This window comes from Flavobacterium sp. 2755, from assembly GCF_031455715.1.
Lineage (GTDB): Bacteria > Bacteroidota > Bacteroidia > Flavobacteriales > Flavobacteriaceae > Flavobacterium.
In genome coordinates this window covers 174,016-196,341 of the sequence record NZ_JAVDTG010000004.1, presented here as the reverse complement: position 1 = coordinate 196,341, position 22,326 = coordinate 174,016, and the positions used below count along the sequence as shown (strand labels likewise).

Here is a 22,326-nt window from a genome sequence, read left to right as displayed (position 1 = left end):
AGTAATAATTATTTTGTTAAAATAAAATTTTATTTGAAAGATTTAATTTACATTTACGAAAATAATATCACAATAAAATATGGTAAGATTAGTCCAAAAGTATTTAAGTATAAATAATTTTACAGATAAAAAACACGAGTTTGAAGATCTATTTCAATCTCATCCAGATTTCCCAAGTCTATTTGCAATTACCGATACTTTAGATTTATTATCTATAGAAAATGTTGCAGTTAAAATTCAAAAAGAGCAGTTTATTGAATTACCCGATACTTTTTTGGCGGTATATAAACAGAATGTTGTGTTGGCTGCCAAAAATGAAAATATAGTACAAATCGATTCAGAAAATGAAGGAAAAAAAAGTCTTTCATTTGATGAATTTGCTCAGGACTGGGATGGAATTGTAGTAGTTGTAGAACCTAATGAAACTTCTGGTAAGATAAACTTAAAAACAAATCTAAATTGGCTGTATTATGGTATTTCAGTTCTTGCTTTAATAATAGTTTCTTCATTTTATAAAAATTTTGGCTGGGGCGAAATTATGCTGCTGCTAACCTCAATTACAGGCTTAATTTTCAGCGTTTTTATAGTTCAGGAAAAACTGGGTGTAAAAAACGAAATGGTATCTAAATTCTGTAACCTGAATCCTAATGCATCCTGTGATTCTGTAATTAGTTCAGATAAAGGAAACATTAATAAATGGGTTAATTTTTCAGATCTTCCGATACTGTTTTTTGGGATCAATTTACTATCGTTATTCAATACTAACAGCTCAAGTGGTATAATTGGGTTTTTAAGTTTAGTATCTCTTCCGGTAATAGCATATTCTATTTGGATACAAAAATGGCAGCTTAAAAAATGGTGCTTATTATGTTTGGCTATTTCTTTTCTAATAATTCTTCAAAGCACTGTTTGGATTTTTATGAAACAGACTTTTATTTACAGTTCATCCAGTCTTTTTTCATACTTATTTTCAATAATACTAATAACTACTTTCTGGTTAAGCATAAGACCTGTTTTAATGGGCAAAATGAAATCAGAAAAAGAAGCAAGTAATTTGAAAAAATTCAAAAGAAATTATAATGTTTTAAACTACTTATCAAAGGAAGTTCCAGTTTTAGACGGTTTAGATAAACTAGAAGGTTTACAATTTGGAAATGAAGATGCAGATGTCAGGCTTTTAATTATTTTAAGTCCAAGCTGCGGATATTGTCATAAAGCTTTTGAAGAGGCTTTACAATTATTGAACAGCTATCCTGAAAAAATATTTCTACACGTTTTATTCAATATCAATCCCGAAAATAACGACAATCCATATAAAGTTGTTGTAGAGCGATTATTAGAAATTAATAATACAAATCAAGATTTGGTTTTAAACGCAATCTCAGACTGGCACATAGAAAAAATAGGATTAGATAAATGGCTTAAAAAATGGAATGTGGAACGTATTAGTATGAAAGTAAATCTACAAATCCAGATGCAGTATGATTGGTGTCATGAAAATGAATTTAATTATACACCAGTAAAAATTGTGAACGATAAAATCTTTCCTAGTGAATACGATATCAATGAATTGAAATACTTTTTAAGTGATTTATCAGAAGAAATAAGTCTAAGAAAAGTAATTTAATTATAAAAATATATAAAAAATTCTTGCGCAGGAATAGACATAAACTTCAAGTGTCTTTAAACGGATTGAGGTATTAACTAATTTTTTAAAACTTTGTATTATGTTAAGAAAAATTTTAGACCTAAGCGGTACAGTAGAATTAACCAAAAATGAAAAAAGAAGTATTAAAGGTGGTTTAGCTTGCGTACTTGGAGTATGCCCAAAACCGGGTAACTTTTGTTGTCCTCCTGATCCTGATACTGGAGAACAGCTTTGCAGACAAAATGGCTTAAGCTGTCCAGGATAGAAATTTAAAATTCCTGTTAACGAGTGAATGATATTTGGTTATGAAAATATTTATGCAAAAAAACCTGTTGGCATTAAGTATGTCCCCATCAAATCGATAAACTATCTGATATGTTAGTGACTTATTTTACATTATTACATCCCCAGAAAATCAACTATTGACAGTATTATCACAGCCTAAAATAAAGCAGCCTTAGGGTTGCTTTTTCATTTAATACTATTTTAAATCGATAAAAAGAATCTAAATCTTACAAGTAGAAATAAATTTACATTTCCTTCATAATTAGTGTGTTAATGAGCTATTATAATAAGTTTTTTCCTCGTAGTTATTAATAATTCGTTGAAACAATTATAATAATATTATAATTAAAATTTTGAAGTTAAACGAATAACATCAGATAACTTTAATGTTTCTAAACATTCCCTACAAATGAAAACAATCCAATTCAGAACCGATGATTTAACACAGTACACCGTTAATATTTCTCAAATTACCTGCATGTTTACAGCAGATGAATCTTTGGGAACCTGGATTTATTTGAGCTGCGGAACCAGATTAAAAGCCCTTTTAGTTATTGATATTGTTTTAGAAATGATCAGTAAAGCCGAAGATGAATGATTACGAATTGGACAAAAACAAAAAAACAGCTCAGGAAGCTGTTTAGAAGATTTTGTTGGGACAAAAAAGGGGATTATAAACTAAAAGAAGGGATTTGATTTAGACTTTCGTCTAATTGTAGTGTTTTCTCTTTTTTAGCTGTAACTTTAATCTGGTGTTTTGCAACTTTTCCATTTTCTATTATCTCTAAGAAATAAATTCCAGATGGATAACCTTGTAAACTAATTGTTTTTGATATTTCAAATTTGTTTATTTCAGGTTCTCCGGAGTAAATTAAATTGTGATTTTCATCACATATAGTAAAAGATGCGTTTTCAGCACCATCTAGAGTAAAGCTTTCCACTTTTCCGTTTCCGGTATCGATCATCAAAATGTAGTCTCCTTTTTCTTCATCAGCATAAGTGTAAAGTGATGATAGTAATAAGGTATCAGTTAAAACTGTTTTACTAAATTTTGTCATTTTTTAATGGCTTGATTGTCAAAGATTATTGTGGCGCAAAATTAGAAAAGAAATTCAGTTTTATTCAAAAAAAACTTATTTTTTATTATGTAAATTACTGAATTACAGATGTTTTAGTGTTTTTGCTAAAATATGTGTTAAAAATGCAATCCTTCAATGTTCTTTTTGTACATCTTAAAAAAAAATCGGCTGATTGTCAGATTATTAATATTTTTTAAAAATGCAATAAATAAGAAAATATCCTGTGTTTTATTTTATGAGCTGTTTTAAAAGATTTATTATCAGTTATTTATATTCTTTTCTATCAAAAATTAGGAGACTCAATTTTTCTTTTCGAATAAAAAATAACCTTATTAATGTAGAATGCAGAAAATGCACAAACAACTTTAGCAGCCATTGCTATTAATTTGTTTAGATCCTTGTCTCCGTATTGAATTATGCCAATAAGTTTGGTGATTTCCGTGATAAAATAAATAAAAGTAAATATTGAAAGTGCCATTTTATACCTTTTAGTATTAAACGCACTCCAAAAAGAAAAAAAACCCAAGCCCAGTTTTAGTCCGCCGTACAGCGTCATTATTTCGACCAGATTTGGACTTTCAGGTATTATGCATTCTGTTATTCTAAATGCTGATGGTTTTATTAAAAGCAGCATAGATTGAAGAATTAAGATTATTCCGTTTGTGATTAGAAATAATTTAACTGCTTTTTTCATTTGTTGTAAAATTGTTTAATTCTGTATTTTTTTTGATTTGGCGAAACCCGCCCAGAGTTCTAGTGAAAAAAAAGTAAGATGAAAGGTGAAATTAATAAGTGTTGTTTTTTCTTCTTCATATAAAGAGATAAAGAAATCCCAATATTGAACATATAAAATCAGGATAAAAAAATGGAAAAGACAGCCAATGCGATTCCACTTTTTCCTGTTTTTCTTTTGAGAGCCTAACCATAAAACAATACCAATTAAAACGACTAATAAATAAGCCTGAAATAAGCCAATAAAAGCAAGTTTGTTGGTGTAAAGAAAATGATAAGGGCCTCGATTAAAATGAACACCAACCGTTGTATTTATGGCGACAGATATTCCAATTAAGATTAATAATACGCCGTGAATTCTCAGCAGGTTTTTACGAATAGTTTCCATGTTTGCAGCTATTTATACAGGAATCCTTCTTTAAATACTGAAGGATTCCTGTATTAAATAATTTACTGAATAGTATAATCTCTTTTATCCACTTCAGAAAGGCGGAAATAACCTAAAGCAAAGTTTTTAGAATCAGTATGATTGATAAAATTTCCTCTCACATTGGTTGGCGTTGTCGACCACGGACCGTATTGATCCTGAGAGGCACTCAACAAAATGTTCATGTAATTAAGGTAATCTTTAGAAATTCCGTAAAGCGCCATTTTCATCTCATTTCCGGGTGCTAAATCCTGATGCGTATAAGAACCATAACTTTCATTTCCCTGAAAAAATTCATCATCAAAAACCGAGTAATAAGGATAAACGACAATATCAGTTTCAAAAGTTGTCATGTAATTATTAGCTTCATTGGCATTGTCCTTAAAGTAAAATTTCACTTCAATTTCATCTCCAGAGAATCCGGCATCATCTTTTTGTTCGATACGATCAATGTTAGGAACTCCCTTCATTTTTTCAACAGCCGTATACGTTTCACCATTAGTTACAACCGTCAGTTCATACGTTTCACCAATTACCGGTGTAAAATTGCTGCAGATATATTCTCCCGTATTAGGCGTTTCAACAAAGCTGAAAATAGTATTCGCACTATTTTTTATCTGAACAACTGCTCCCGAAACTGTTGGAATTTCAGTATCATAAAAACCGGTTGTGGTCGATAATTTGATTTTCTGAACACTTCCATTAGTGCCTTTAAACCAATTGATAGAAGCGTCGATGACTAATTTTGGCGGAGCTGTATCTAATTTTACATCAACAACATCCTCGCAGCTGGCAGCGATTAGAGTTACCAGTAAAATTGCTATATATTTTAGTTTTTTCATTTTGTTTATTTTTAGAATTTAAAGTTGTACGTAACACTCGGAATGATTCCGAAAATGGACATTTTAACTGCTTCATTTGCTCCCGAAGTTTCGTTTTGACGGAAAGACATCGAAGCCGCATTTGCTCTGTTATAGATATTGTAAACACTAAACACCCATTCGCTCTGCCATCCTTTTGTTTTATCCGGTTTAGGAATATAAGTTGCCGAAAGGTCCAAATGATGGTAAGCCGCAAAATTGCTTTTATTTCTTCCTTCGAAAGTAGGAACTACCATTCCTCCATAAGAATATTGTCCGTTAGGGAAAGTCGCCGCTCTTCCTGACTGCAGGGCGAAAATTCCTCCGAAAGACCATTTCTGTGTAAACTGATACGCACCCGTAACCGAAAGATTATGCAGTTTATCATAGCTTGAACGGTACCATTCACCATTATTAATTCCGGTTTCATTTTCTGTTCTTCCCGGCGTCTGCTGTTCTGATCTTGAAAGCGTATAAGAAGCAAAACCAGTTAATTTACCTGTGTTTTTTCGAACCAAAAGTTCTAAACCATACGATCTTGATTTTCCTGTAAGTACCACTTGTTCAATAGCATTGTTGGCAATTAAATCACCGCCGTCAATATAATCGATACGGTTTTTGCTTCGTTTGTAAAAAGTCTCTGCTTCAAGAGAATACGCGCCATCTTTTAAGTTTTTGAAATATCCAAAAGCAACCTGATCTAATATTTCCGGTTTGATGAATTTATCACTCGGAGCCCAAACATCAAGCGGTGTTGCCGATGTCGTATTTGAAATCAAATGCAGATATTGGCTCATTCTGTTGTAACTCGCTTTAAACGATTCGTTTTCAGATAATTGATACGCCACAGCAACACGCGGTTCCAGATTGTCAAAACTTGCAATAACTTCTCCGCCATCGTGATTTTTTACACTTATTGGAGTTGCACTTTGATAAATTTGCATCGCATCATTAAAAACTACGGCCTGATCATTGGCATAAATATTTTCTGTTTCGGCAATTCTGTAAAACATATTATAACGCAGTCCGTAGTTTACCGATAATCTATCTGTAAGTTCCTGTTCTGCCTGAATATAAATCGAAGGTTCTGCAGCATATTTTTTATCCAATTGCTTGAAATTAATTCCGGAAGATGAACCAAAAGGACTGACAGTTCCGGGATTAAAGGCATAAAACATTGCGTTTACACCATAAGTCAATTTTAATTTATCTGATGCGTAATGTTTAAAATCATATTTAAAATTATAATTTTTAATTCCTGATTTCCACGTAAGCCCTTCCGAAGGTAAATCCAAACCATAATCATAATCGCTGTAGATTACCGATAAATTAGAAAATAACTTATCTGAAAATAAATGGTTCCATCTCAAATTAAAAATCGAGTTTCCGTAAGTATTACTAAAATCTTCGCTGATTTTAAAAGTATCTCTTCCAAAATATCCAGACGCAAATAAAGTATTGTTATCGCTCAGTTTGTAGCTTAATTTTGCATTTAAATCATAAAAATAAGCCGAGTTTTTGTTGTCAGATAATTTCATGAATAAATGAGCGTATGAACCTCTACCGGCAACTAAAAATGATCCTCTGCCTTTTGTAATTGGACCTTCGGCCATTAACCTGCTTGAAATTAAACCGATACCGCCATTCATATGAAACTCGTTGCTGTTTCCGTCTTTTTGATAAATATCAAGAACAGAAGAAACGCGTCCGCCGTATTTTGCAGGAATTCCGCCTTTGTACAATTTGATATCTTTAATGGCATCTGAATTGAAAACAGAAAAGAAACCAAAAACGTGAGATGAATTGTAAACCGTTGCTTCGTCCAGTAAAATTAAATTCTGATCTGTTGAACCGCCGCGAACGTTAAATCCGTTTGATCCTTCTCCAGAATTGGTAACGCCCGGCAATTGTAATACCGATTTCAAAACATCGACTTCGCCTAAAACGGCAGGCATTTTTTTAATTTCCTGAATCGTAAGTTTATTGGTACTCATTTCAGGTTTTCTGATGTTGGTAATCGTACTTTTATCATTGCTGTTAATTACGACTTCCTGCAATTGTTCGCTGTCACTTTCCAGGGCTATATTCTTTTTAATGGAAGCATTTAAAGCAATGTTTTGAATTATCGTTTTATAACCGATATAACTTACTTGAAGTTCATACTTTCCTTTTGGAACCGAAATAGAATAAAATCCATATTCGTTAGTAACGATTCCTGTTTTAAGTTCTTTAATGTAAATGTTTACGCCAATGAGTGTTTCATTATTTGCGTCGTCGGAAATAGTTCCGCTTAATGTAACCTTTTCCTGTGCCGACGCATTCCATGCAAACGCCATCAGAAATAGTAATTTGAAAAATAATTGTTTTGTAATTTTCATTAGATATTGATTTATTTGATTCTGCAGCATCCACAAGCTGCATTTGAAATTATATTTGCAACAAGCTTTTTATGATTGATTAAAAAAGACTAAAAGCTTGTTTTGAATACGTGATTGATTGATGATTGAAACTCCTAATTTGTTATACCATGATTTCCTGCGTTAAATTATTTTGATTTTTAATGGTTAAATATTTTTGGCAAAGATATTGGCACAAGAAACCGCAATCCTAGCGATAACAAGGGTTTAAAGTTGAAGTGTAGTGAATTTCACCTCGAACAAAAGTTGAAGTGTAGCAATATTGGGGTTGAAATGTCAGCTAATTAAAGCGCAGTATCGAGCTCGAACCATTTTTTAAAAGCAGGCGCTTTCAAACGGCTCATAGAAAGTTCTATCGGAAGGGGTTTTTCCGACAAAGTTGTAATCAATAATTTATTATCTTCTATTCTTTTGAAAGAAACAATAGCATTTCTGTGCAGAATAAATTTTCTGTTTACCCTAAAAAAGTAACGTTCGGGCAGTCTTTCTTCCAGTTTATCCAGAGAACTTTCGACAATAAAAGTTTTAAAACTAGAATTAATAAGAAACGTAAAACCGTTTTCTACATAAAAACCATGAATATCCGTTAAAGCAACTTTAATATTCTTGTCGCCAATTTTAATGGTAAGACCTTCAGTTTTTAAGGTTTTTTCTAACAATAGGTTTTCTTCTACTTTTTTCCAGACATCATAATATCTTAAAAAGACATAAATGAAATTGATCAGTAATATCCAAATCAGAAATGTGATTAAGTCATGAATTAAAAAACTTCCATCAGAATTCGTGTATCTTTTACCTGTAATCAAAATACTTCCATCGGGAACAATAACTGCGGTTATAACTGCTCCAAGCGAAGTAAACAAAAGCTGTTTTAAAAATTGAGCTATAGAAAAGTGAACTGAACTTTGTTTCTTTTCCATCTTTTTGATGATTATGTGAATGACCATCCAGCACAAATATCCTTGTATGATGTCAATTACAAAAGCCACAGCCAAAGCAGAGTTATACGTTACTTCAGAAAAAGTGATAAAGAAATTTATCAGCTTGCATATTGGGATCAATACAAGAAATATCGGGATGTATTTATCTTTCCAAATGCTCATAAACTTAGATTTGATGTAAAAGTACTAAAATTGACGAAACATCTTATTTTTCAATTATATATCTGATTGAAACAACTCTCCAATGGCTATTTTGTAAACATTACCTTCCACATAAATTTCACTTTCTTTCACATTATTTCCCTTTACTATTACTTTCATTTCACTGGGTCTTCCTAAAAAACTTCCCTGATTTAGTATAATTTCCGTATCAATATTTATCAATTTATTCTCCACTAAATAGGCGCCCGCTGGTCCCGCCGCACTTCCTGTGGCAATATCTTCGACCAAACCAAAATTGTCCCAGGTTCTTCCTTCCAGATTTTCAGTATCTAAAACATAGAAAAACTTCGCATTTACTTCTTGCAGTTTTTCTTCTAAATCCGTTATTGTGACTTTTACTTTGGCTAAAGATTTTGATTGTACAGGAATTATCAAATAGGGAAGTCCTGTCGATATTACCTGCAAAGGCTGATGCGCGTATTTATCTTCTGGTAAAAGATTAAAATAACTTAAAAAAGTTTCTTCCTCTTCTTTACTTAGAATATTTCTGAATTCCGGTTTTCCCTGATTCATTTGCGCGGAATAATGATTTTTATGCTTTACCGTTTTTACCGTAACTAACTTTTCATTCAGCTGAAAATTGACTTTGCTTTCTGACGCATCTTTAGAATATAAATCATGAACAATTGCGGCTGCTCCAATTATGGGATGTCCCGCAAAATCCAATTCTTCTTCCATTGTAAAAATATGAGCGCGAAAAGTATCGGAGTTTATTTGGTTTAAAAAGATACTTTCAAATTGTCTCATTTCCTGCGTAATAATCTGCATAAAAGATTTCTCCAGAGGATTTTCATTGATAAAAATTGTCAGTCCATTTCCCGAAAATGGTTTATCTGAAAAAACGTCAACGTGATGATATTTCATTTTATGTATTTTTTAAATTAAGATACTCTAACAACAATTTTCCCTGCAGTCGTTCCGCTTTCAACCTGCGTATGTGCGGACTGAATGTCTTCGAAATCGAATATTTTTGAAACGTGTGCTTTTACAATTCCTTTTTCTAAAAGCGATGCGATACTTTTCATGTCTTCAGGATCAGAAAAAACAAGCATCATAAAATTGACATTTATACCTTTTTTTAAGGCTTTTTCTTTTACTTCTTCAGATAATCCCGATGGCAAATTAATAATAGTTCCAGTTGGTTTTACAATATCAACAGAACGTCCAAAGTTATCATAACCAATAGTTTCCAAAACGAAATCAACATCAGAAACTACATCTTCAAACCTAGTGTTTTTATAATCGATATGTTCATCAGCTCCTAATTTTAAAACAAAATCTTTATTTTTTTCAGAAGAAGTTCCAATAACATACGCACCAAAATGTTTGGCAATTTGAACCGCATAATGTCCCACACCGCCAGCCGCCGCATGAATTAAAACTTTATCATCCTTTTTTAATTTTCCAAAAAAGGTAAAAGCCTGCCACGCCGTTAATGCGGCCAAAGTACTGGCTGCGGCTTCTTCATGACTTATGTTTGCGGGTTTTATCGCTAAATGTCCGGCAGGAGCGGTAACATATTCGGCGTAAGCATTTCCAACTCCCGGAAAATTGATCATTCCAAATACTTCGTCACCAACTTTAAAATTGGTCACTTCAGAACCCACTTCTTCCACAATTCCTGAAACGTCCCATCCTAATATAACAGGTTGATTTTTAGCTAATTCACTCGCAAGTGAAGCGCCTTTTCGTGTTTTAATATCAACAGGATTTATGCTGAATGCTTTAACTTTTAGTAATACTTCTTTTTCGCGGATTTGAGGACGGGGAGTTTCTTTAATTTTAAAATTCTCAACTTCTCCAAAACCGTCTAATACTATTGCTTTCATGTTTTATTTTTTTATTTATTTTATAAATGGTTGTTGCTGAATGTCATAATTGGTCATGTATTTTGACCAGTTATGCAGCAAATCACTTTCTGTAATTTTAAGAGATTGAAGTATTTCAGATTTTTTGCTGAAAACTAAAAGTGCTTTCAGTTTTTTTCTTCCGTACTTAGTATCGATATACATAACCATCGATCCGGATAAACCGTATTTCATTTTTCCTGTCCAAAAACTATCCAGATTATTAGGCGTTTTGTTTTCAGCAATAAGTTTTTTTATTTCAGCTATTCGTGCTGCATCACATTGTCCAGAAGCATAAGTTGCCAAACCTTCTACAAACCAATCAATTCCTTCAACGTTACTAAAATCAGGACTTGCATTTAATTGTCCGTGAAATACATGAAAAAGTTCATGTGTAATAAGCTGCTGCGTTTTAATTGAGTTAGAATAAGAATGTTCGCAGGTTTCTTTGTCCCATAATTTAGGAGAAATAATATTCAGTTTTACAGCATCTCCGCTGGCTGCCATCCAGCATTCTGATTTAAAATCAGGCATTTTCCAATCCTTTTGCCAAGTACTGTCAATAGATTGTCTGTTGGGATGAACATAAATATCAAAATGATTTTTAAACGGGTTCTCCCAAAAATGTTCTACAGATTGTACGCCTTTTTCAAATAGATTTACATATTCTAAATGATTTGATTCGTCCAGTGGAGTATAATAAACGGTATAATTTTGCTGTTCAACAGTCTTCCATTTGGGTTCGGTTTTCGCAAACCCCGACAGAAACAGCAATACTGAAATTATGGCATATGTTTTCATGATTAATTTCAATTTTTACTTTGTGTTATTTTCTTTTTCTGATGATTAAAAATCCTTACCATTTTTATTCCGTTTGGGTCTTCTGATGTTTCAAAAGAATGTTCATCACACTTTTCGCTTAAACATTTTTCAGAACTTTCTTTTTCATTGGTGTATAATTCTATTTCAAAATCCCTTTCTGATTTAAGAAAAACCAGTCGTAAGTTTTTAGAATAAATTACAAAATGCATCAAAGAAGTTTCTTTGATTTGAAAGCCAATATTTTCAAAAAAGAGCTTTGTTGCCTTAAGCAGCGGTGTTTTGAAAACAATGGCTTTAATTTCAGGTGCCATTATCTTTTTTTGTTTAGTTGAAAAGAATATCCAATGCTGACATTCACTACAAGCGGTGTAAATTTTGTTCCGGGATCAAGCGTTTTTATTTCTTCAACTTTACCCGTTTCTCTATTCTGATAAATAAATTCGCCGCCTTTTAAACTTGAACTTACAGTTGGCCAGAATCTAACGCTTGGTGAAATGATAAATCCTTTTAGGAAATTGTCTTTCTTTTTAAACGGAAGATAACTGCCATAAACTCCTAATCCGAGGCTGAATGTGTTGTAAGAAGTAATTTCGTTGCTTTTAGTCTGCGGATCGCCTTCGTAATAAAACTCAAATTTGTGCCATTTTGGTTCAACGCGAATGTTGATCCATTCCTTAATTCTGTAACCAATACCAAATCCGGTTGTCCAGGGTTCGTGAACGGCAAGATGTTGGTTTTTTAAATCGTCAGGCAGCAGGTTGCCTGTAAACTCAAGAGAAGCGCCATGGGAATAATCAAAAATAAAACGATTGTGAATATAGTTTCCTTCAACATTTATTCCTTTTGCTATCGCCGTTTGGGCTACTCCAAAAAGAAGATTAACTCTTTTCTCGGTTTTCCAGTCTTGTGTTTGTGCATTGGTGTGACTTACTACAGCCGTTATTACGACTATTGTTTTTAGTAGTTGTTTTTTAAAATTTTCCATCATTAATTTAGTATAAAAATTATGATGCAAAATTGGCAGCTACAGCGAACAGTTTCGTTCACATTTGTTAATAAAAAACAGTAGGTTTATTTTCGTATTCTGCTGAGTGATTGAGGTTTAATTCCTAAATAGGCAGCAATATAATATTGGGGAACACGATTGGCAAGATCTGCTTTTTCTTTCATGAATTTATAATAGCGCTGTTTGGCGTCAAGCATCGCAAGATCGGCTGTGTGGCGCGTATTACTGATAAAAGAAAGTTCGGTATAATAATCTTTTAAGATCATAAATTTGGGTTGAAACATATAGACGGTTTCAAAATCTTCTGCTGACAAAAGAAGCAGCTGTGTATCTTCTAATACTTTGATATTCATATCAGAAACTGTTTTGTTTGTAAAGCTGTTTAAATAACCCAGCCATTCATTTTCAACAGTAAAATCAGTCGGAATTTCTACGCCTTCATAATTCCTGTAATGCATTCCAATTCCCGAAACAATAAAACCTAAATGTCTGCTGACTTGACCTTCCATCAGGAAATGTTCTCCTTTTGGAATAAAGCGTTCCTTAAGTTTGCTGATAAAAAAATCAATCTCCTTATCTGTAAAAGAATGAATGGTTTTTATCTTTTTTATCAGTTGGTCGTACATGTTAGTGGATTTATATTTCAAAGGTAAAAAAACTAATACAGAAAATAAAACAGCATTTAATTTCCCAATGTTAAGCCGGCATGCTGCAGCGATGCGGCTGTTTCATTAGGGTTGATAGAAATTCGGTTTAATTATCAGAATTTTTTAACTGCCATAAGTTTCCATTTTTTGAAGGGATCTTTTTTAATTTATTCTGATGTGCCAATTCGCCTAAAAATTTTTCGGCCTCACGAGTTGATTGATTGCTTAAAACAGCATATTCTTTAGTTGTCAATGTTGCATATTTTCCAAACAAATAGCTGTAACCATTATTGATGCCTGTTTTTTCAGCATTTGGATATAATTGTAAAATGGCATTTTCAAAATTTTGATAAGGCTGAAAACCATTAATTACAAGTTGATTATCTTTTTGATTGCTTAAAAATAAAGTTGGAAACCCTCGTACGCCATATTTCTTGGTCACTTCTAAATCCTCATTAAATAATTCCTTTGCCGTTCCTTCATAATCGGTTTTGAATTTTTCGGTATCTAAACCAACTTCTAAAGCGGCTTGTTGAAGTATTTCAAACTTCGCAATGTTCTTCTTCTCCAGAAAAACCATTTCTCTGATTCTTCTTAAATACTGAATTGCCTTTTCTTTGTTTTGTATTTGAGCGGCTTTAAAAGCGATAGAAGCAGGGTAGGAAGACGCTAACGGATCTTCAAGCCAAACATCGCCGTCAATTGGCATTTCATAATACAAACTTACTTCGTCCCAATGATGCGCAACATCGCTTGGTTTACTTATTCCGCCGCTGTTGTACGACCAGTCTTTTAAAAGTCCGCCCATGCGGTATTCGATTTCAAAATTAGTCCCATATTCTAATTTCAGTTTTCGCAATTGAGGTTCAATTCCCCAGCACGAAGAACAAATAGGATCAGTAAAATAAACTATTTTGATAGGTTTTTCAGTTTCAGTTTTTATTTCGTCTTCTTGATTTTTCTGGTACGAAGGCATTTCGCAGATTCCGCTTTCAGGATCGCATAAAAGCGGATTGTTGTTTTCTTGTTTCATTTTTGAATTTTGACTGTTACAATTAATAAATAGGAATGATGCGATTAAGATTAACTTATACATAATCCGTATATCCTTTTTCATCTGGCATATAAAAAGTGCTTGGATCTGCCGGAGTCAATTCCAGATTATTTTCTAATTTATAAGGTAAATTCGGGTTTGAAATAAAGCTCGAACCAAAAGAAATTAAATCGGCTTTATCATTTTCTAAACCAAACTGAGCTCTTTCTTTTGTATAACCGCCATTTAAAATCAAGGCGTTGCTGAAATTGGTTCTTATTTTTTGAATTAAGTTCAAACCTTCTTCAGATGCTCTTGCCGCATAATCAATTAGATGTAAATAAGCGATATCTAATTTGTTTAGTTCGGCAGACAAATAATCATATGTTTTAAAGATTTCATCATAAACCGGCATCGTGTTAAAAGTTCCGTATGGCGAAAGTCTGATTCCCACTTTGTTTTTACCAATACTTGCTACAACAGCTTTTGTAATTTCTAAAATGAAACGGCTTCTGTTTTCAACACTTCCGCCATATTCATCCGTTCTTACATTTGAATTTGGATTTAAAAACTGCTCTAATAAATAACCGTTTGCGCTGTGAATTTCTACGCCGTCAAATCCTGCTTCAATTGCATTTTGAGCCGCCTGAACAAATTCCTGAATCAGGTTTTGAATCTCATCATGAGATAGTTTTTTTGGCGTTTCTGTTTTTTGCATTCCGTTAGCATCTGTCCACATATCGGTTTCTGCAGAAATTGCAGACGGCGCTACAATTATTCCGTTGGCAGGAAGATTATCTTTATGAGCAATTCTTCCCACATGCATAAGCTGTGTAAAAATCTTTCCGCCTTTTTTGTGTACCGCGTTTGTTGTTTTTTTCCAGCCTTCAATTTGTTCCTGATTGTAGATTCCGGGAATTCTTGCATATCCTAAAGCATTTGCCGATGTTGCAGTGCCTTCGGTAATTAATAATCCGGCTGTTGCTCTTTAGTTCATAATACAAAGCCATTAAATCATTCGGAACATTATTAATCGCTCTTGATCGTGTCATAGGAGCCATTACAATTCTATTGTTTAGTTTTAGACCGTTAAAATCTAAAGCACTAAAAAGTTTTTCAGTATTCATAATTCATTTATTTTAAATAATTTTACGCAAAGTTCCAGCAACAATTTATATTACACAATAAGTCAAAAATTTATGACTACTAAAAAAATTGAAGATAAAATCGATAACTGCCCAGCCGAAGAGGTTTTAAAGCTTTTTACAGGAAAGTGGAAACCGCAAATTTTTCGCTTGGTGGTCGATAATACGGTTCGATTTAGTAGTCTTTTGCGAGAAATTGAAGGTTCAAATAAACAATCAATCGCTTCTTCATTAAAAGAAATGGAACATGATGGTTTACTCGAAAGAAAAGTAATTAAGCTGAAACCGCTTCATGTAGAATATGAATTGACAGAAAAGGGAAAAGAACTTACCGCAGTTTTCTATCAATTAGAGCGTTTTTTATAACAATAGAATTTTTTCTAAAAATAAAAAAATCGGAACAAAACTAATGTCCCGATTTACTACCAATTATGATCTAACGTTTTCTTGGATCAATATTTTTATTTTTTTGCTTTAAAGCTTCAAACATTTCCAAATCAACAGGTTTTAGGATTATTTCTGTTTTTACAGGATTTTTTATGAGAGAAAGCGCCGGACGTGTCGGCCTTTTTTCAAAACCACCGCCGCAATTCGGGCAGACATTTTCTAATACATTTGTTACGCAGTCGCTGCAAAACGTACACTCAAAACTGCATATCATTGCTTCTGAACTATCGTTTGGCAAAGCTTTGTTACAATGCTCGCAATTGGTTCTTATTTCTAACATAATGTTTGATTTTAAAGTTATAGTCTTCTTTAATGTAAATTAAACAACATCATAAACGAAAATTCATCTTCGCCGATTATTTTAAATCCCAGTCTTTCATATAATTCTTTGGCCGGATTTGCTTTTAATACGCTTAAAACTAATTCCTTCTTTTCGGCTAAAGCATTTTTGATAACTTCTTCGATAATTTGCTGTCCAAGCCCTTTTTTCTGGAATTTGGGATCAATTTGAATTTGTACAATTTCAATTCTGTTTTCTTTTTCATCTAGTTTTAAAAGACCAACATTTTGATTGTTCAGCATTACAATTTTGGCTTGGTCAAAAAGATAATTAATTCGCAATAACTGATCTTCATCATTAGAAATAATCCCGGAATTGATTAAATGTTCGCTCATTGTTTCTTTGCGAAGCTGGAGCAGATACTCAATATCTGTTTCTAATGCTTTTCGATATAATAATTTGCTCATGTTTTTAATTTTAATTAGATACAAAATTAGAAGTGCAATACATGCTTTTCGTTCACATTTGTTAAGAATATCAGGCAATCGCACCAAATATTAGTTTAAAAGAAAACATCACATAATGAAATAAAAAACATAATTTATTAACAAATGTGAATAAATTACTTTTAATATGCTGTTAATTTTGTGAAATAACCATGTAAATTTGACCTATGTAAAAATCGCAATTTTTAATTGTACAAAAGCTAACCCCCGGCTTTTGAGCGGTTTTTTTACCGAATCTAACAAAAACAAACTTAACCAAATCTTTACACTATGAGGCATCGAACCTTAAAAACCACTATTTTAATTTTTTGCGCATTTTTATCTTTTCAATCGCTGTTTGCTCAGCCATCAACATTTGTTTCGCGGGGAATTGGCGGAGGCGGCGCCATGTTTTCTATGGCATTTAATCCTAATAACGACAATGAGTATTATGCTTCTTGTGATATGGGAGAATTGTTTCATACGACTGATTTCGGACTGAATTATTCGCAGGTTGACCACCGACAAATTTGGGGCGGACACAATTCAAAAGTGTGTTATACTTCGACACCGGGATTGTTGTACACGATTAGTTATGCTAATGATATGCAGCGCCCAATGAAAAGTACAGATAACGGAATTACCTGGACGCCGTTAACAGGAAACCCAAATAATTCTGAAGAATTATACAGCATAAACGCTGATTACGATAATCCAAACCGAATTATAATTTCGCAATACAACCGTATTTATTTTTCCAATAATGGCGGAACAAGTTTTACCAGCATTCATACCGCTGCAACCGGAAATGGGATAGTTGTAGGAGGTGTTTTCTTTGATGGAAACAATATTTATATTGGGACTAATAATGGTGTTTTGGTTTCTGCCAATGGCGGAACAACATGGACAACTGCGCCATTAGTTGGAATTCCTGCTACCGATAGAATTTGGTCTTTTGCTGGTGCGAAAGTGGGAGGTGTAACACGCTTTTTTTGTATTACAGCTTTAAATAATAGTATTTATGCAGGAATGCCGGGTTCTGATTATTGGGGATTTCCAAAAGGAATCTATTCAGTAGATTATGGTTCAGGAAACTGGGTTTCAAAAATGACGGGAATTACGCCGGGTGTTGATTTTCCTATGTTTGTGGGAATGGCTAAAAACGATATTAATACGGTTTATTTATGCGGAAGTAATTCAAGTGCAAGACCTATAGTACTTAAAACTACAAATGCCGGAACGAACTGGAACAATACTTTTATAACTACAAATAATCAAAATATAACGACTGGATGGAGCGGGCAAGGCGGCGATCGCGGCTGGTCTTACGGTGAATGTCCTTTTGGGATGGCTGTTTCTCCAAACAATTCAAGCAAAGTTATTTTTGGAGATTATGGTTTTGTACATAAAACATCAAATGGAGGAACTTCCTGGCAGCAGGCTTATGTGGCGACTTCTTCGCAAAATGCTGCAAATGCTGCAACACCACAATTTCGTTCGTACCAAAGCAACGGATTAGAGAATACAACGAGCTGGCAAATGCATTGGATTAATGCAAATAAAGTATGGTCTTGTTTCTCTGATATTAAAGGAATTAAGAGTGACGATGCGGGTTCATCTTGGTCCTTTAATTATACGGGACACAATGCAAATACGAGTTATCGTATAGCAGCGCATCCAACAAATGGAACTTTGTTTATGGCAACGTCAGACATTCATGATATGTACCAAAGTACGAGATTGTTTGATGAAACGCTTGACGCAGATGATGCTAACGGAAAAATTGTTTATTCCACAAATCAAGGGCAGACATGGCAGAATCTGCATGTTTTTAATCATCCTGTTTTTTGGATTGCGATTGACCCAAATAACCCAAATACGGCTTATGCGAGTGTAATTCATTATGCTAACGGAAATGGTGTTGGCGGAATTTATAAAACAACAAATCTGAATCTTTTAGCTTCTTCAACCTGGACACTTTTACCGAATCCGCCGAGAACACAAAAACATCCGGCTTGTATTAATGTTTTGAATGACGGAAAAGTAGTTTGTTCGTATTCCGGGCGTCGTGTTGAAGATGTTGGTTTTCAGCCGAGTTCTGGTGTGTTTGTTTACACTCCGGCGAACAATTCGTGGACAGATGTTTCGCATGCAGGAATGCAATATTGGACAAAAGATATTGTAATTGACCCTAATGATGCGGCACAAAATACTTGGTATGCGTGTGTGTTTAGCGGCTGGGGCGGTGCGCCAAATGGTTTAGGCGGTTTATACAGAACAACGAATCGCGGTACAAGCTGGACTAAATTATCCGGATCAACGATTGACAGGGTAACTTCGATTACATTTAATCCAACGAATGCAAATCAAATTTACTTGACTACAGAAGGACAGGGTTTATGGATTTCTTCTAATATTAATTCAGCAACGCCTACTTTTTCTATGGTGGATTCTTATCCGTTTCAACAGCCGGAACGTGTTTTCTTTAATCCATATAATGCCAATGAACTTTGGGTAACGAGTTTTGGAAACGGTATGAAGGTTGGGAATCTTTCAAATCTTGGCACTAAAGATGAAGTTTTTGAAAATGCGTATTTGGTACTTCATCCAAATCCAACTTCAAATATTGTAACGATAGACAGCAGCGATGAAATTCGAAATGTAAAAATTTACAATTTACTGGGTTCGCTTATAAAAGAATATCCTTCAAATAGTTTTTCGGTTTCTGATTTATCAACGGGAATTTATTTAGTGGTTGCTAAAACAGATAAGGGATCGTTTACAAAGAAATTAATAAAACAATAAAGTACAGCCTGATTCAAACATTTTGCCCCAAGTAATGATTAATTAGGTCAAAGAGCTCAATTTTATATTGAGCTCTTTTTATTTAGAATTATATCTTAACAATTGTGAATCAACGAAATGTGTAATGATAGTAACTTTGCATCATTCAAAAATCAGATTAATTTAATTCATAAAATCATGAAACCATTTCACTTACTTATTTTGTTGTCAGCAATAGTGGCAACACCTTTACTGTCTTTTTCTCAAGATTCTTTGGTAACTAATTATGTGAAGAAAAATGCCAATACTTTTGTCGTAAATGATGCCGCTTTTACCGGAAATGGCTGGGATAATTTGATTAATGAAATACAAAAATCAGATTATGTATTACTTGCCGAAGATCATTTTACAAATGAAATCCCATTTTTTACATCGGCAGTAATGGATAAAGTTAAGTTTGATAATTTCTTTTGTGAAGTTGATCCGTATTCGGCCGAAATAATTACTTCAAAAATCAAAACATTATCTAATACACAATTAGAAAAGTATGTCGACGATTTTGGAAATGTCTTTTCTTTTTTTGCAATGGAACCGGAATTTAAGCTGCTGAAAAAACTAGTAAAAGCCAATACTTCTGTTTACGGAATTGATCAGGTTTTAATGAATGCAGACCGATTGATTTGCAGTGAACTTAAACTTAAAACAAAGAATGAAAAAGCAAGAAAGATTTATGAAGATATTGAACTAAAATCAAAAACCTATTTTGCTGATTTTTTAAAAAATCCAAGTAAGCCAATGTATTTAATGACTGATGATTTTGAAAAGCAAATTTCCGAATTGCTCCAACTTAATATAAGCCAAAAGGAAAAAGAACAAATTGAAGCGTTAAAACTAACAGCGAAAATTTATAAAGAGCAAAACCATCATTTGCGAGTTCAATTGCTGAAGAACAATTTGCTGAATGTATATGATAAATGGGCAAACAAAAAAAATCTTTTTAAATACGGCGCCGGACATTTACCAAAAGGCGAAAGCTATTTGAAAATTTATGATATAGGTAGTTTAGTTAGTAATATTGCTGATAGCCAATTTAAGAATTCGCTGCACATTTTAATTGTTGGGAAATCAGGAGCGCTGGGTTCGCCATTTAAAGGATTTCCGGAGCAACCTATAAATGAAAACAGTAATAATTCAAAAGTTTTAAAACCAATATTTAGTGCTGTTGAAGGTAATCAATGGTATTGTGTTGATATGCATCCTTTAAGAAATGCATTAGAGAATAAAGAAATAGTGGTAAATGATGTTACGCTGTCAAGAATAATAAATGGATTTGATTTTGTAGTGGTTATCCCAAAAGTTACGGCTGCAAAATTTCCTAAAACGGAATAAGCTAGTTTTATCAGGAATTTTTTTTGACCTGAGTTGTTCCGTAGGAACATTTCATTGGTAGAAAATTTTATTATTATAATGGGATTACGTTCCGTAGGAACGTTTGATTTAGACATTTTTTTTAATAATCTGACCTATCAAACGTTCCTACGGAACGTAAATGGGACTGATCTTTATTTTTTTCTACCAACGAAACATTCCTATGGAATTAATATTATTTTCCGAGCCAAATATTTATATCATCAATCATTTGTTTATTTATAGAATGACCTCCTTCATAAGACTTAAATTCCGGAGTCATTTCTTTTGATTTTAGATAAGTTACAGCTTCAAGCGCATAAGGCAGATGAAGAACCGGATCTTGTCTTCCGTGCAAAACAAGAACTTTAAGTTTTTCAAGACGTTTATTATCAGCTATAAGAGGTTTAACTTCAGGAAGAAGCCTTCCGCTTATAACGGCAATTCCTTCTATTTTTTCAGGGGCTGTAAGAGCCGCGCTGTAACTCATAATTCCTCCCTGGCTAAAGCCTATTAAATAAACTTGTTTTTCATCAAAAGTAAGTTCGTGTTTTAAATCTTCTATAAAATCTAAAATAGTTACTCTCGCCGCTTCAGCCTGCTGTTCGTTGATTTGCGGTTTTCCGTCAACGAAGTTTACCTGAAACCACGCAAAACTTTCGGGACCAAAGGTAAGCGGTCCGCGTGCAGAGACTACCAAAAAGTTATCGGGCAAATCATTGGCAAAAGAAAATAGGTTCTGCTCATTTCCGCCTACGCCGTGCAATAATATAATTAAAGGCGGATTTGTAGTTTTGATTTTAGGTTGTCTTACCAAATAATGTAATTTGGTATTTTCTCTGCTTGAATTCATAATAGTAAAACTAAAAATTGAGATTAAAATAAGGATGCCAAAGGAGATCCAAAAATGCTTTTTTAGAATCATGCCTTGTCAATTTTGATCGACATCATGTTGAGTGAACCGGCTACTAAAGCATCATTAAATACAGTAGCTTTTTCGTCTTTTTCTTTAAGTGCCAATATGTATAACATTGGAATATAATGTTCCGGAGTTGGAACAGCGAGTTCGAACTCACGTCCTTGTTTATCAAAATTAATAAGCGATTGATGATCATCTTCCAAAATCATTTTTTTCATTTTTTCATTTGCAATATGCGCCCATTCATAGGCATATCCGGGAACCATCATTTTATCCCATGCCGCAAGCTGTAAATTATGTACCGAGTTTCCGCTTCCCACAATAAGCACACCTTTGCGTCTTAACGCTGCCAATTCTTTACCTAATTCATAATGATAAGAAGCAGGTTTTGTATAATCAATACTCATTTCTACAATAGGAATATCAGCATTTGGATAAAGAAACTTTATTACAGACCAGCATCCGTGATCAAGCCCCCAATCATTGCTAAGTCCAACCGGAGTAGAAGTGATAAGGTTTTGTGTTTCTAATGCTAATTCGGGACTTCCGGGCGCAGGATATTGCAGGTCAAAAAGGGCCTTTGGAAAACCGCCGAAATCATGAATGGTTTCCGGTTTTTGCATTGCGGTAACAAAAGTACCTTTAGTTTCCCAATGTGCAGAAATACAAAGTATAGCGCGTGGTTTGGGTAATGTTTTGGCAATTTGCTCAAAACCCTGAGTAAAATTATTATCTGCAAGAGCATTCATCGGATTCCCGTGTCCAAGAAAAAGAACCGGCATACGTTCTGTTGCGCCAAAAGCAGCTGTTGCTGTTTTTAGGGAGCTGAGCTGCATTGCTGCAGCTCCCAATGGTAAAATGGCCATAGTTTTTAGAAAATCTTTTCTGTCCAT

25 protein-coding genes are annotated in these 22,326 nt (G+C 33.6%); 6 read left to right on the top strand and 19 right to left on the bottom strand.

Going from position 1 to position 22,326, the window contains the following annotated elements:
• Nucleotides 1-79 precede the first annotated feature (79 nt).
• The 3 genes from J2Y38_RS11180 to J2Y38_RS11170 all read left to right on the top strand — a co-directional run bounded on the left by J2Y38_RS11180 (nt 80) and on the right by J2Y38_RS11170 (nt 2,531).
• Nucleotides 80-1,627, top strand: a complete 1,548-nt coding sequence (locus tag J2Y38_RS11180; protein ID WP_309842380.1) for a vitamin K epoxide reductase family protein — start codon at nt 80-82, stop codon at nt 1,625-1,627.
• Between the two features lie 100 nt (nt 1,628-1,727).
• Nucleotides 1,728-1,913, top strand: coding sequence for a hypothetical protein (locus tag J2Y38_RS11175; protein ID WP_309842378.1), 186 nt, complete (start codon nt 1,728-1,730; stop codon nt 1,911-1,913).
• A 429-nt stretch (nt 1,914-2,342) separates the two neighbouring features.
• Complete coding sequence (locus J2Y38_RS11170) at nt 2,343-2,531, top strand: hypothetical protein (protein ID WP_309842377.1); 189 nt, start codon at nt 2,343-2,345, stop codon at nt 2,529-2,531.
• Between the two features lie 73 nt (nt 2,532-2,604).
• Here J2Y38_RS11170 and J2Y38_RS11165 read toward each other — a convergent pair whose 3' ends face one another.
• The 15 genes from J2Y38_RS11165 to J2Y38_RS11095 form a co-directional block, all read right to left on the bottom strand.
• Nucleotides 2,605-2,991, bottom strand: coding sequence for a secretion protein (locus J2Y38_RS11165; protein WP_309842376.1), 387 nt, complete (start codon nt 2,989-2,991; stop codon nt 2,605-2,607).
• A 304-nt stretch (nt 2,992-3,295) separates the two neighbouring features.
• A complete protein-coding gene (locus tag J2Y38_RS11160) occupies nt 3,296-3,706 on the bottom strand; it encodes a DUF4345 family protein (protein ID WP_309842373.1) in 411 nt (136 codons plus the stop codon).
• Between the two features lie 15 nt (nt 3,707-3,721).
• Entirely contained in the window at nt 3,722-4,132 is a 411-nt protein-coding gene (locus tag J2Y38_RS11155; RefSeq protein WP_309842371.1) for a hypothetical protein, read from the bottom strand.
• Between the two features lie 62 nt (nt 4,133-4,194).
• Nucleotides 4,195-5,013: a DUF4249 family protein gene (locus J2Y38_RS11150; RefSeq protein WP_309842368.1), complete on the bottom strand. Its 819-nt coding sequence runs from the start codon at nt 5,011-5,013 to the stop codon at nt 4,195-4,197.
• 11 nt (nt 5,014-5,024) lie between these two features.
• Nucleotides 5,025-7,409, bottom strand: a complete 2,385-nt coding sequence (locus J2Y38_RS11145; RefSeq protein ID WP_309842365.1) for a TonB-dependent receptor — start codon at nt 7,407-7,409, stop codon at nt 5,025-5,027.
• A gap of 323 nt (nt 7,410-7,732) precedes the next feature.
• Nucleotides 7,733-8,551, bottom strand: a complete 819-nt coding sequence (locus J2Y38_RS11140; RefSeq protein ID WP_309842362.1) for a LytTR family DNA-binding domain-containing protein — start codon at nt 8,549-8,551, stop codon at nt 7,733-7,735.
• A 54-nt stretch (nt 8,552-8,605) separates the two neighbouring features.
• On the bottom strand, nt 8,606-9,475 hold the full coding sequence (locus J2Y38_RS11135) for a PhzF family phenazine biosynthesis protein (RefSeq protein WP_309842360.1): 870 nt from the start codon (nt 9,473-9,475) through the stop codon (nt 8,606-8,608).
• Nucleotides 9,476-9,492: 17 nt separating this feature from the next.
• Complete coding sequence (locus J2Y38_RS11130; protein ID WP_309842357.1) at nt 9,493-10,440, bottom strand: NADP-dependent oxidoreductase; 948 nt, start codon at nt 10,438-10,440, stop codon at nt 9,493-9,495.
• 15 nt (nt 10,441-10,455) lie between these two features.
• A complete protein-coding gene (locus J2Y38_RS11125; protein WP_309842356.1) occupies nt 10,456-11,259 on the bottom strand; it encodes a hypothetical protein in 804 nt (267 codons plus the stop codon).
• 8 nt (nt 11,260-11,267) lie between these two features.
• Nucleotides 11,268-11,591: a hypothetical protein gene (locus J2Y38_RS11120; RefSeq protein WP_309842354.1), complete on the bottom strand. Its 324-nt coding sequence runs from the start codon at nt 11,589-11,591 to the stop codon at nt 11,268-11,270.
• Complete coding sequence (locus J2Y38_RS11115; protein ID WP_053470448.1) at nt 11,591-12,268, bottom strand: hypothetical protein; 678 nt, start codon at nt 12,266-12,268, stop codon at nt 11,591-11,593. Before J2Y38_RS11115 ends, J2Y38_RS11120 begins: the two co-directional genes overlap by 1 nt.
• A gap of 83 nt (nt 12,269-12,351) precedes the next feature.
• On the bottom strand, nt 12,352-12,912 hold the full coding sequence (locus J2Y38_RS11110) for a Crp/Fnr family transcriptional regulator (RefSeq protein WP_309842351.1): 561 nt from the start codon (nt 12,910-12,912) through the stop codon (nt 12,352-12,354).
• A 127-nt stretch (nt 12,913-13,039) separates the two neighbouring features.
• On the bottom strand, nt 13,040-13,966 hold the full coding sequence (locus J2Y38_RS11105; protein WP_309842347.1) for a ClpXP adapter SpxH family protein: 927 nt from the start codon (nt 13,964-13,966) through the stop codon (nt 13,040-13,042).
• 55 nt (nt 13,967-14,021) lie between these two features.
• Nucleotides 14,022-14,885 (bottom strand): alkene reductase, encoded by an 864-nt coding sequence (locus J2Y38_RS11100; protein ID WP_309843014.1) that lies wholly within the window; start codon nt 14,883-14,885, stop codon nt 14,022-14,024.
• A complete protein-coding gene (locus J2Y38_RS11095; protein WP_309843013.1) occupies nt 14,854-15,027 on the bottom strand; it encodes a hypothetical protein in 174 nt (57 codons plus the stop codon). The genes J2Y38_RS11100 and J2Y38_RS11095 overlap by 32 nt, the downstream gene beginning before the upstream one ends.
• Nucleotides 15,028-15,165: 138 nt before the next feature.
• Here J2Y38_RS11095 and J2Y38_RS11090 point away from each other — a divergent pair, with 138 nt between their 5' ends.
• Entirely contained in the window at nt 15,166-15,477 is a 312-nt protein-coding gene (locus tag J2Y38_RS11090) for a helix-turn-helix domain-containing protein (protein WP_309842345.1), read from the top strand.
• A 70-nt stretch (nt 15,478-15,547) separates the two neighbouring features.
• On the opposite strand, the gene J2Y38_RS11085 is transcribed toward J2Y38_RS11090, so the two are convergent.
• Together J2Y38_RS11085 and J2Y38_RS11080 are read right to left on the bottom strand one after the other, a co-directional pair.
• Entirely contained in the window at nt 15,548-15,838 is a 291-nt protein-coding gene (locus tag J2Y38_RS11085; protein WP_309842342.1) for a DUF1272 domain-containing protein, read from the bottom strand.
• A gap of 29 nt (nt 15,839-15,867) precedes the next feature.
• Nucleotides 15,868-16,305, bottom strand: coding sequence for a GNAT family N-acetyltransferase (locus J2Y38_RS11080; protein ID WP_309842339.1), 438 nt, complete (start codon nt 16,303-16,305; stop codon nt 15,868-15,870).
• Between the two features lie 309 nt (nt 16,306-16,614).
• Here J2Y38_RS11080 and J2Y38_RS11075 point away from each other — a divergent pair, with 309 nt between their 5' ends.
• Entirely contained in the window at nt 16,615-19,128 is a 2,514-nt protein-coding gene (locus J2Y38_RS11075) for a T9SS type A sorting domain-containing protein (protein ID WP_309842337.1), read from the top strand.
• Between the two features lie 177 nt (nt 19,129-19,305).
• Nucleotides 19,306-20,496 carry a hypothetical protein gene (locus J2Y38_RS11070; RefSeq protein WP_309842334.1) on the top strand — a complete coding sequence of 397 codons (1,191 nt, stop codon included), beginning with the start codon at nt 19,306-19,308 and terminating at the stop codon, nt 20,494-20,496.
• 214 nt (nt 20,497-20,710) lie between these two features.
• Here J2Y38_RS11070 and J2Y38_RS11065 read toward each other — a convergent pair whose 3' ends face one another.
• Nucleotides 20,711-21,367 carry an alpha/beta fold hydrolase gene (locus J2Y38_RS11065; protein WP_309842332.1) on the bottom strand — a complete coding sequence of 219 codons (657 nt, stop codon included), beginning with the start codon at nt 21,365-21,367 and terminating at the stop codon, nt 20,711-20,713.
• A gap of 68 nt (nt 21,368-21,435) precedes the next feature.
• Nucleotides 21,436-22,326, bottom strand: coding sequence for a 4,5-DOPA dioxygenase extradiol (gene ygiD, locus J2Y38_RS11060; RefSeq protein ID WP_309842329.1), 891 nt, complete (start codon nt 22,324-22,326; stop codon nt 21,436-21,438).

Excerpts from the sequence above, each read along its gene's own strand:
- J2Y38_RS11180 (WP_309842380.1), top strand. The coding sequence starts at position 80 with ATGGTAAGATTAGTCCAAAAGTATTTAAGTATAAATAATTTTACAGAT.
- J2Y38_RS11175 (WP_309842378.1), top strand. The coding sequence starts at position 1,728 with ATGTTAAGAAAAATTTTAGACCTAAGCGGTACAGTAGAATTAACCAAA.
- J2Y38_RS11170 (WP_309842377.1), top strand. The coding sequence starts at position 2,343 with ATGAAAACAATCCAATTCAGAACCGATGATTTAACACAGTACACCGTT.
- J2Y38_RS11165 (WP_309842376.1), bottom strand. The coding sequence starts at position 2,991 with ATGACAAAATTTAGTAAAACAGTTTTAACTGATACCTTATTACTATCA.
- J2Y38_RS11160 (WP_309842373.1), bottom strand. The coding sequence starts at position 3,706 with ATGAAAAAAGCAGTTAAATTATTTCTAATCACAAACGGAATAATCTTA.
- J2Y38_RS11155 (WP_309842371.1), bottom strand. The coding sequence starts at position 4,132 with ATGGAAACTATTCGTAAAAACCTGCTGAGAATTCACGGCGTATTATTA.
- J2Y38_RS11150 (WP_309842368.1), bottom strand. The coding sequence starts at position 5,013 with ATGAAAAAACTAAAATATATAGCAATTTTACTGGTAACTCTAATCGCT.
- J2Y38_RS11145 (WP_309842365.1), bottom strand. The coding sequence starts at position 7,409 with ATGAAAATTACAAAACAATTATTTTTCAAATTACTATTTCTGATGGCG.
- J2Y38_RS11140 (WP_309842362.1), bottom strand. The coding sequence starts at position 8,551 with ATGAGCATTTGGAAAGATAAATACATCCCGATATTTCTTGTATTGATC.
- J2Y38_RS11135 (WP_309842360.1), bottom strand. The coding sequence starts at position 9,475 with ATGAAATATCATCACGTTGACGTTTTTTCAGATAAACCATTTTCGGGA.
- J2Y38_RS11130 (WP_309842357.1), bottom strand. The coding sequence starts at position 10,440 with ATGAAAGCAATAGTATTAGACGGTTTTGGAGAAGTTGAGAATTTTAAA.
- J2Y38_RS11125 (WP_309842356.1), bottom strand. The coding sequence starts at position 11,259 with ATGAAAACATATGCCATAATTTCAGTATTGCTGTTTCTGTCGGGGTTT.
- J2Y38_RS11120 (WP_309842354.1), bottom strand. The coding sequence starts at position 11,591 with ATGGCACCTGAAATTAAAGCCATTGTTTTCAAAACACCGCTGCTTAAG.
- J2Y38_RS11115 (WP_053470448.1), bottom strand. The coding sequence starts at position 12,268 with ATGATGGAAAATTTTAAAAAACAACTACTAAAAACAATAGTCGTAATA.
- J2Y38_RS11110 (WP_309842351.1), bottom strand. The coding sequence starts at position 12,912 with ATGTACGACCAACTGATAAAAAAGATAAAAACCATTCATTCTTTTACA.
- J2Y38_RS11105 (WP_309842347.1), bottom strand. The coding sequence starts at position 13,966 with ATGAAACAAGAAAACAACAATCCGCTTTTATGCGATCCTGAAAGCGGA.
- J2Y38_RS11095 (WP_309843013.1), bottom strand. The coding sequence starts at position 15,027 with ATGGCTCCTATGACACGATCAAGAGCGATTAATAATGTTCCGAATGAT.
- J2Y38_RS11090 (WP_309842345.1), top strand. The coding sequence starts at position 15,166 with ATGACTACTAAAAAAATTGAAGATAAAATCGATAACTGCCCAGCCGAA.
- J2Y38_RS11085 (WP_309842342.1), bottom strand. The coding sequence starts at position 15,838 with ATGTTAGAAATAAGAACCAATTGCGAGCATTGTAACAAAGCTTTGCCA.
- J2Y38_RS11080 (WP_309842339.1), bottom strand. The coding sequence starts at position 16,305 with ATGAGCAAATTATTATATCGAAAAGCATTAGAAACAGATATTGAGTAT.
- J2Y38_RS11075 (WP_309842337.1), top strand. The coding sequence starts at position 16,615 with ATGAGGCATCGAACCTTAAAAACCACTATTTTAATTTTTTGCGCATTT.
- J2Y38_RS11070 (WP_309842334.1), top strand. The coding sequence starts at position 19,306 with ATGAAACCATTTCACTTACTTATTTTGTTGTCAGCAATAGTGGCAACA.
- J2Y38_RS11065 (WP_309842332.1), bottom strand. The coding sequence starts at position 21,367 with ATGAATTCAAGCAGAGAAAATACCAAATTACATTATTTGGTAAGACAA.
- ygiD (WP_309842329.1), bottom strand. The coding sequence starts at position 22,326 with ATGGACAGAAAAGATTTTCTAAAAACTATGGCCATTTTACCATTGGGA.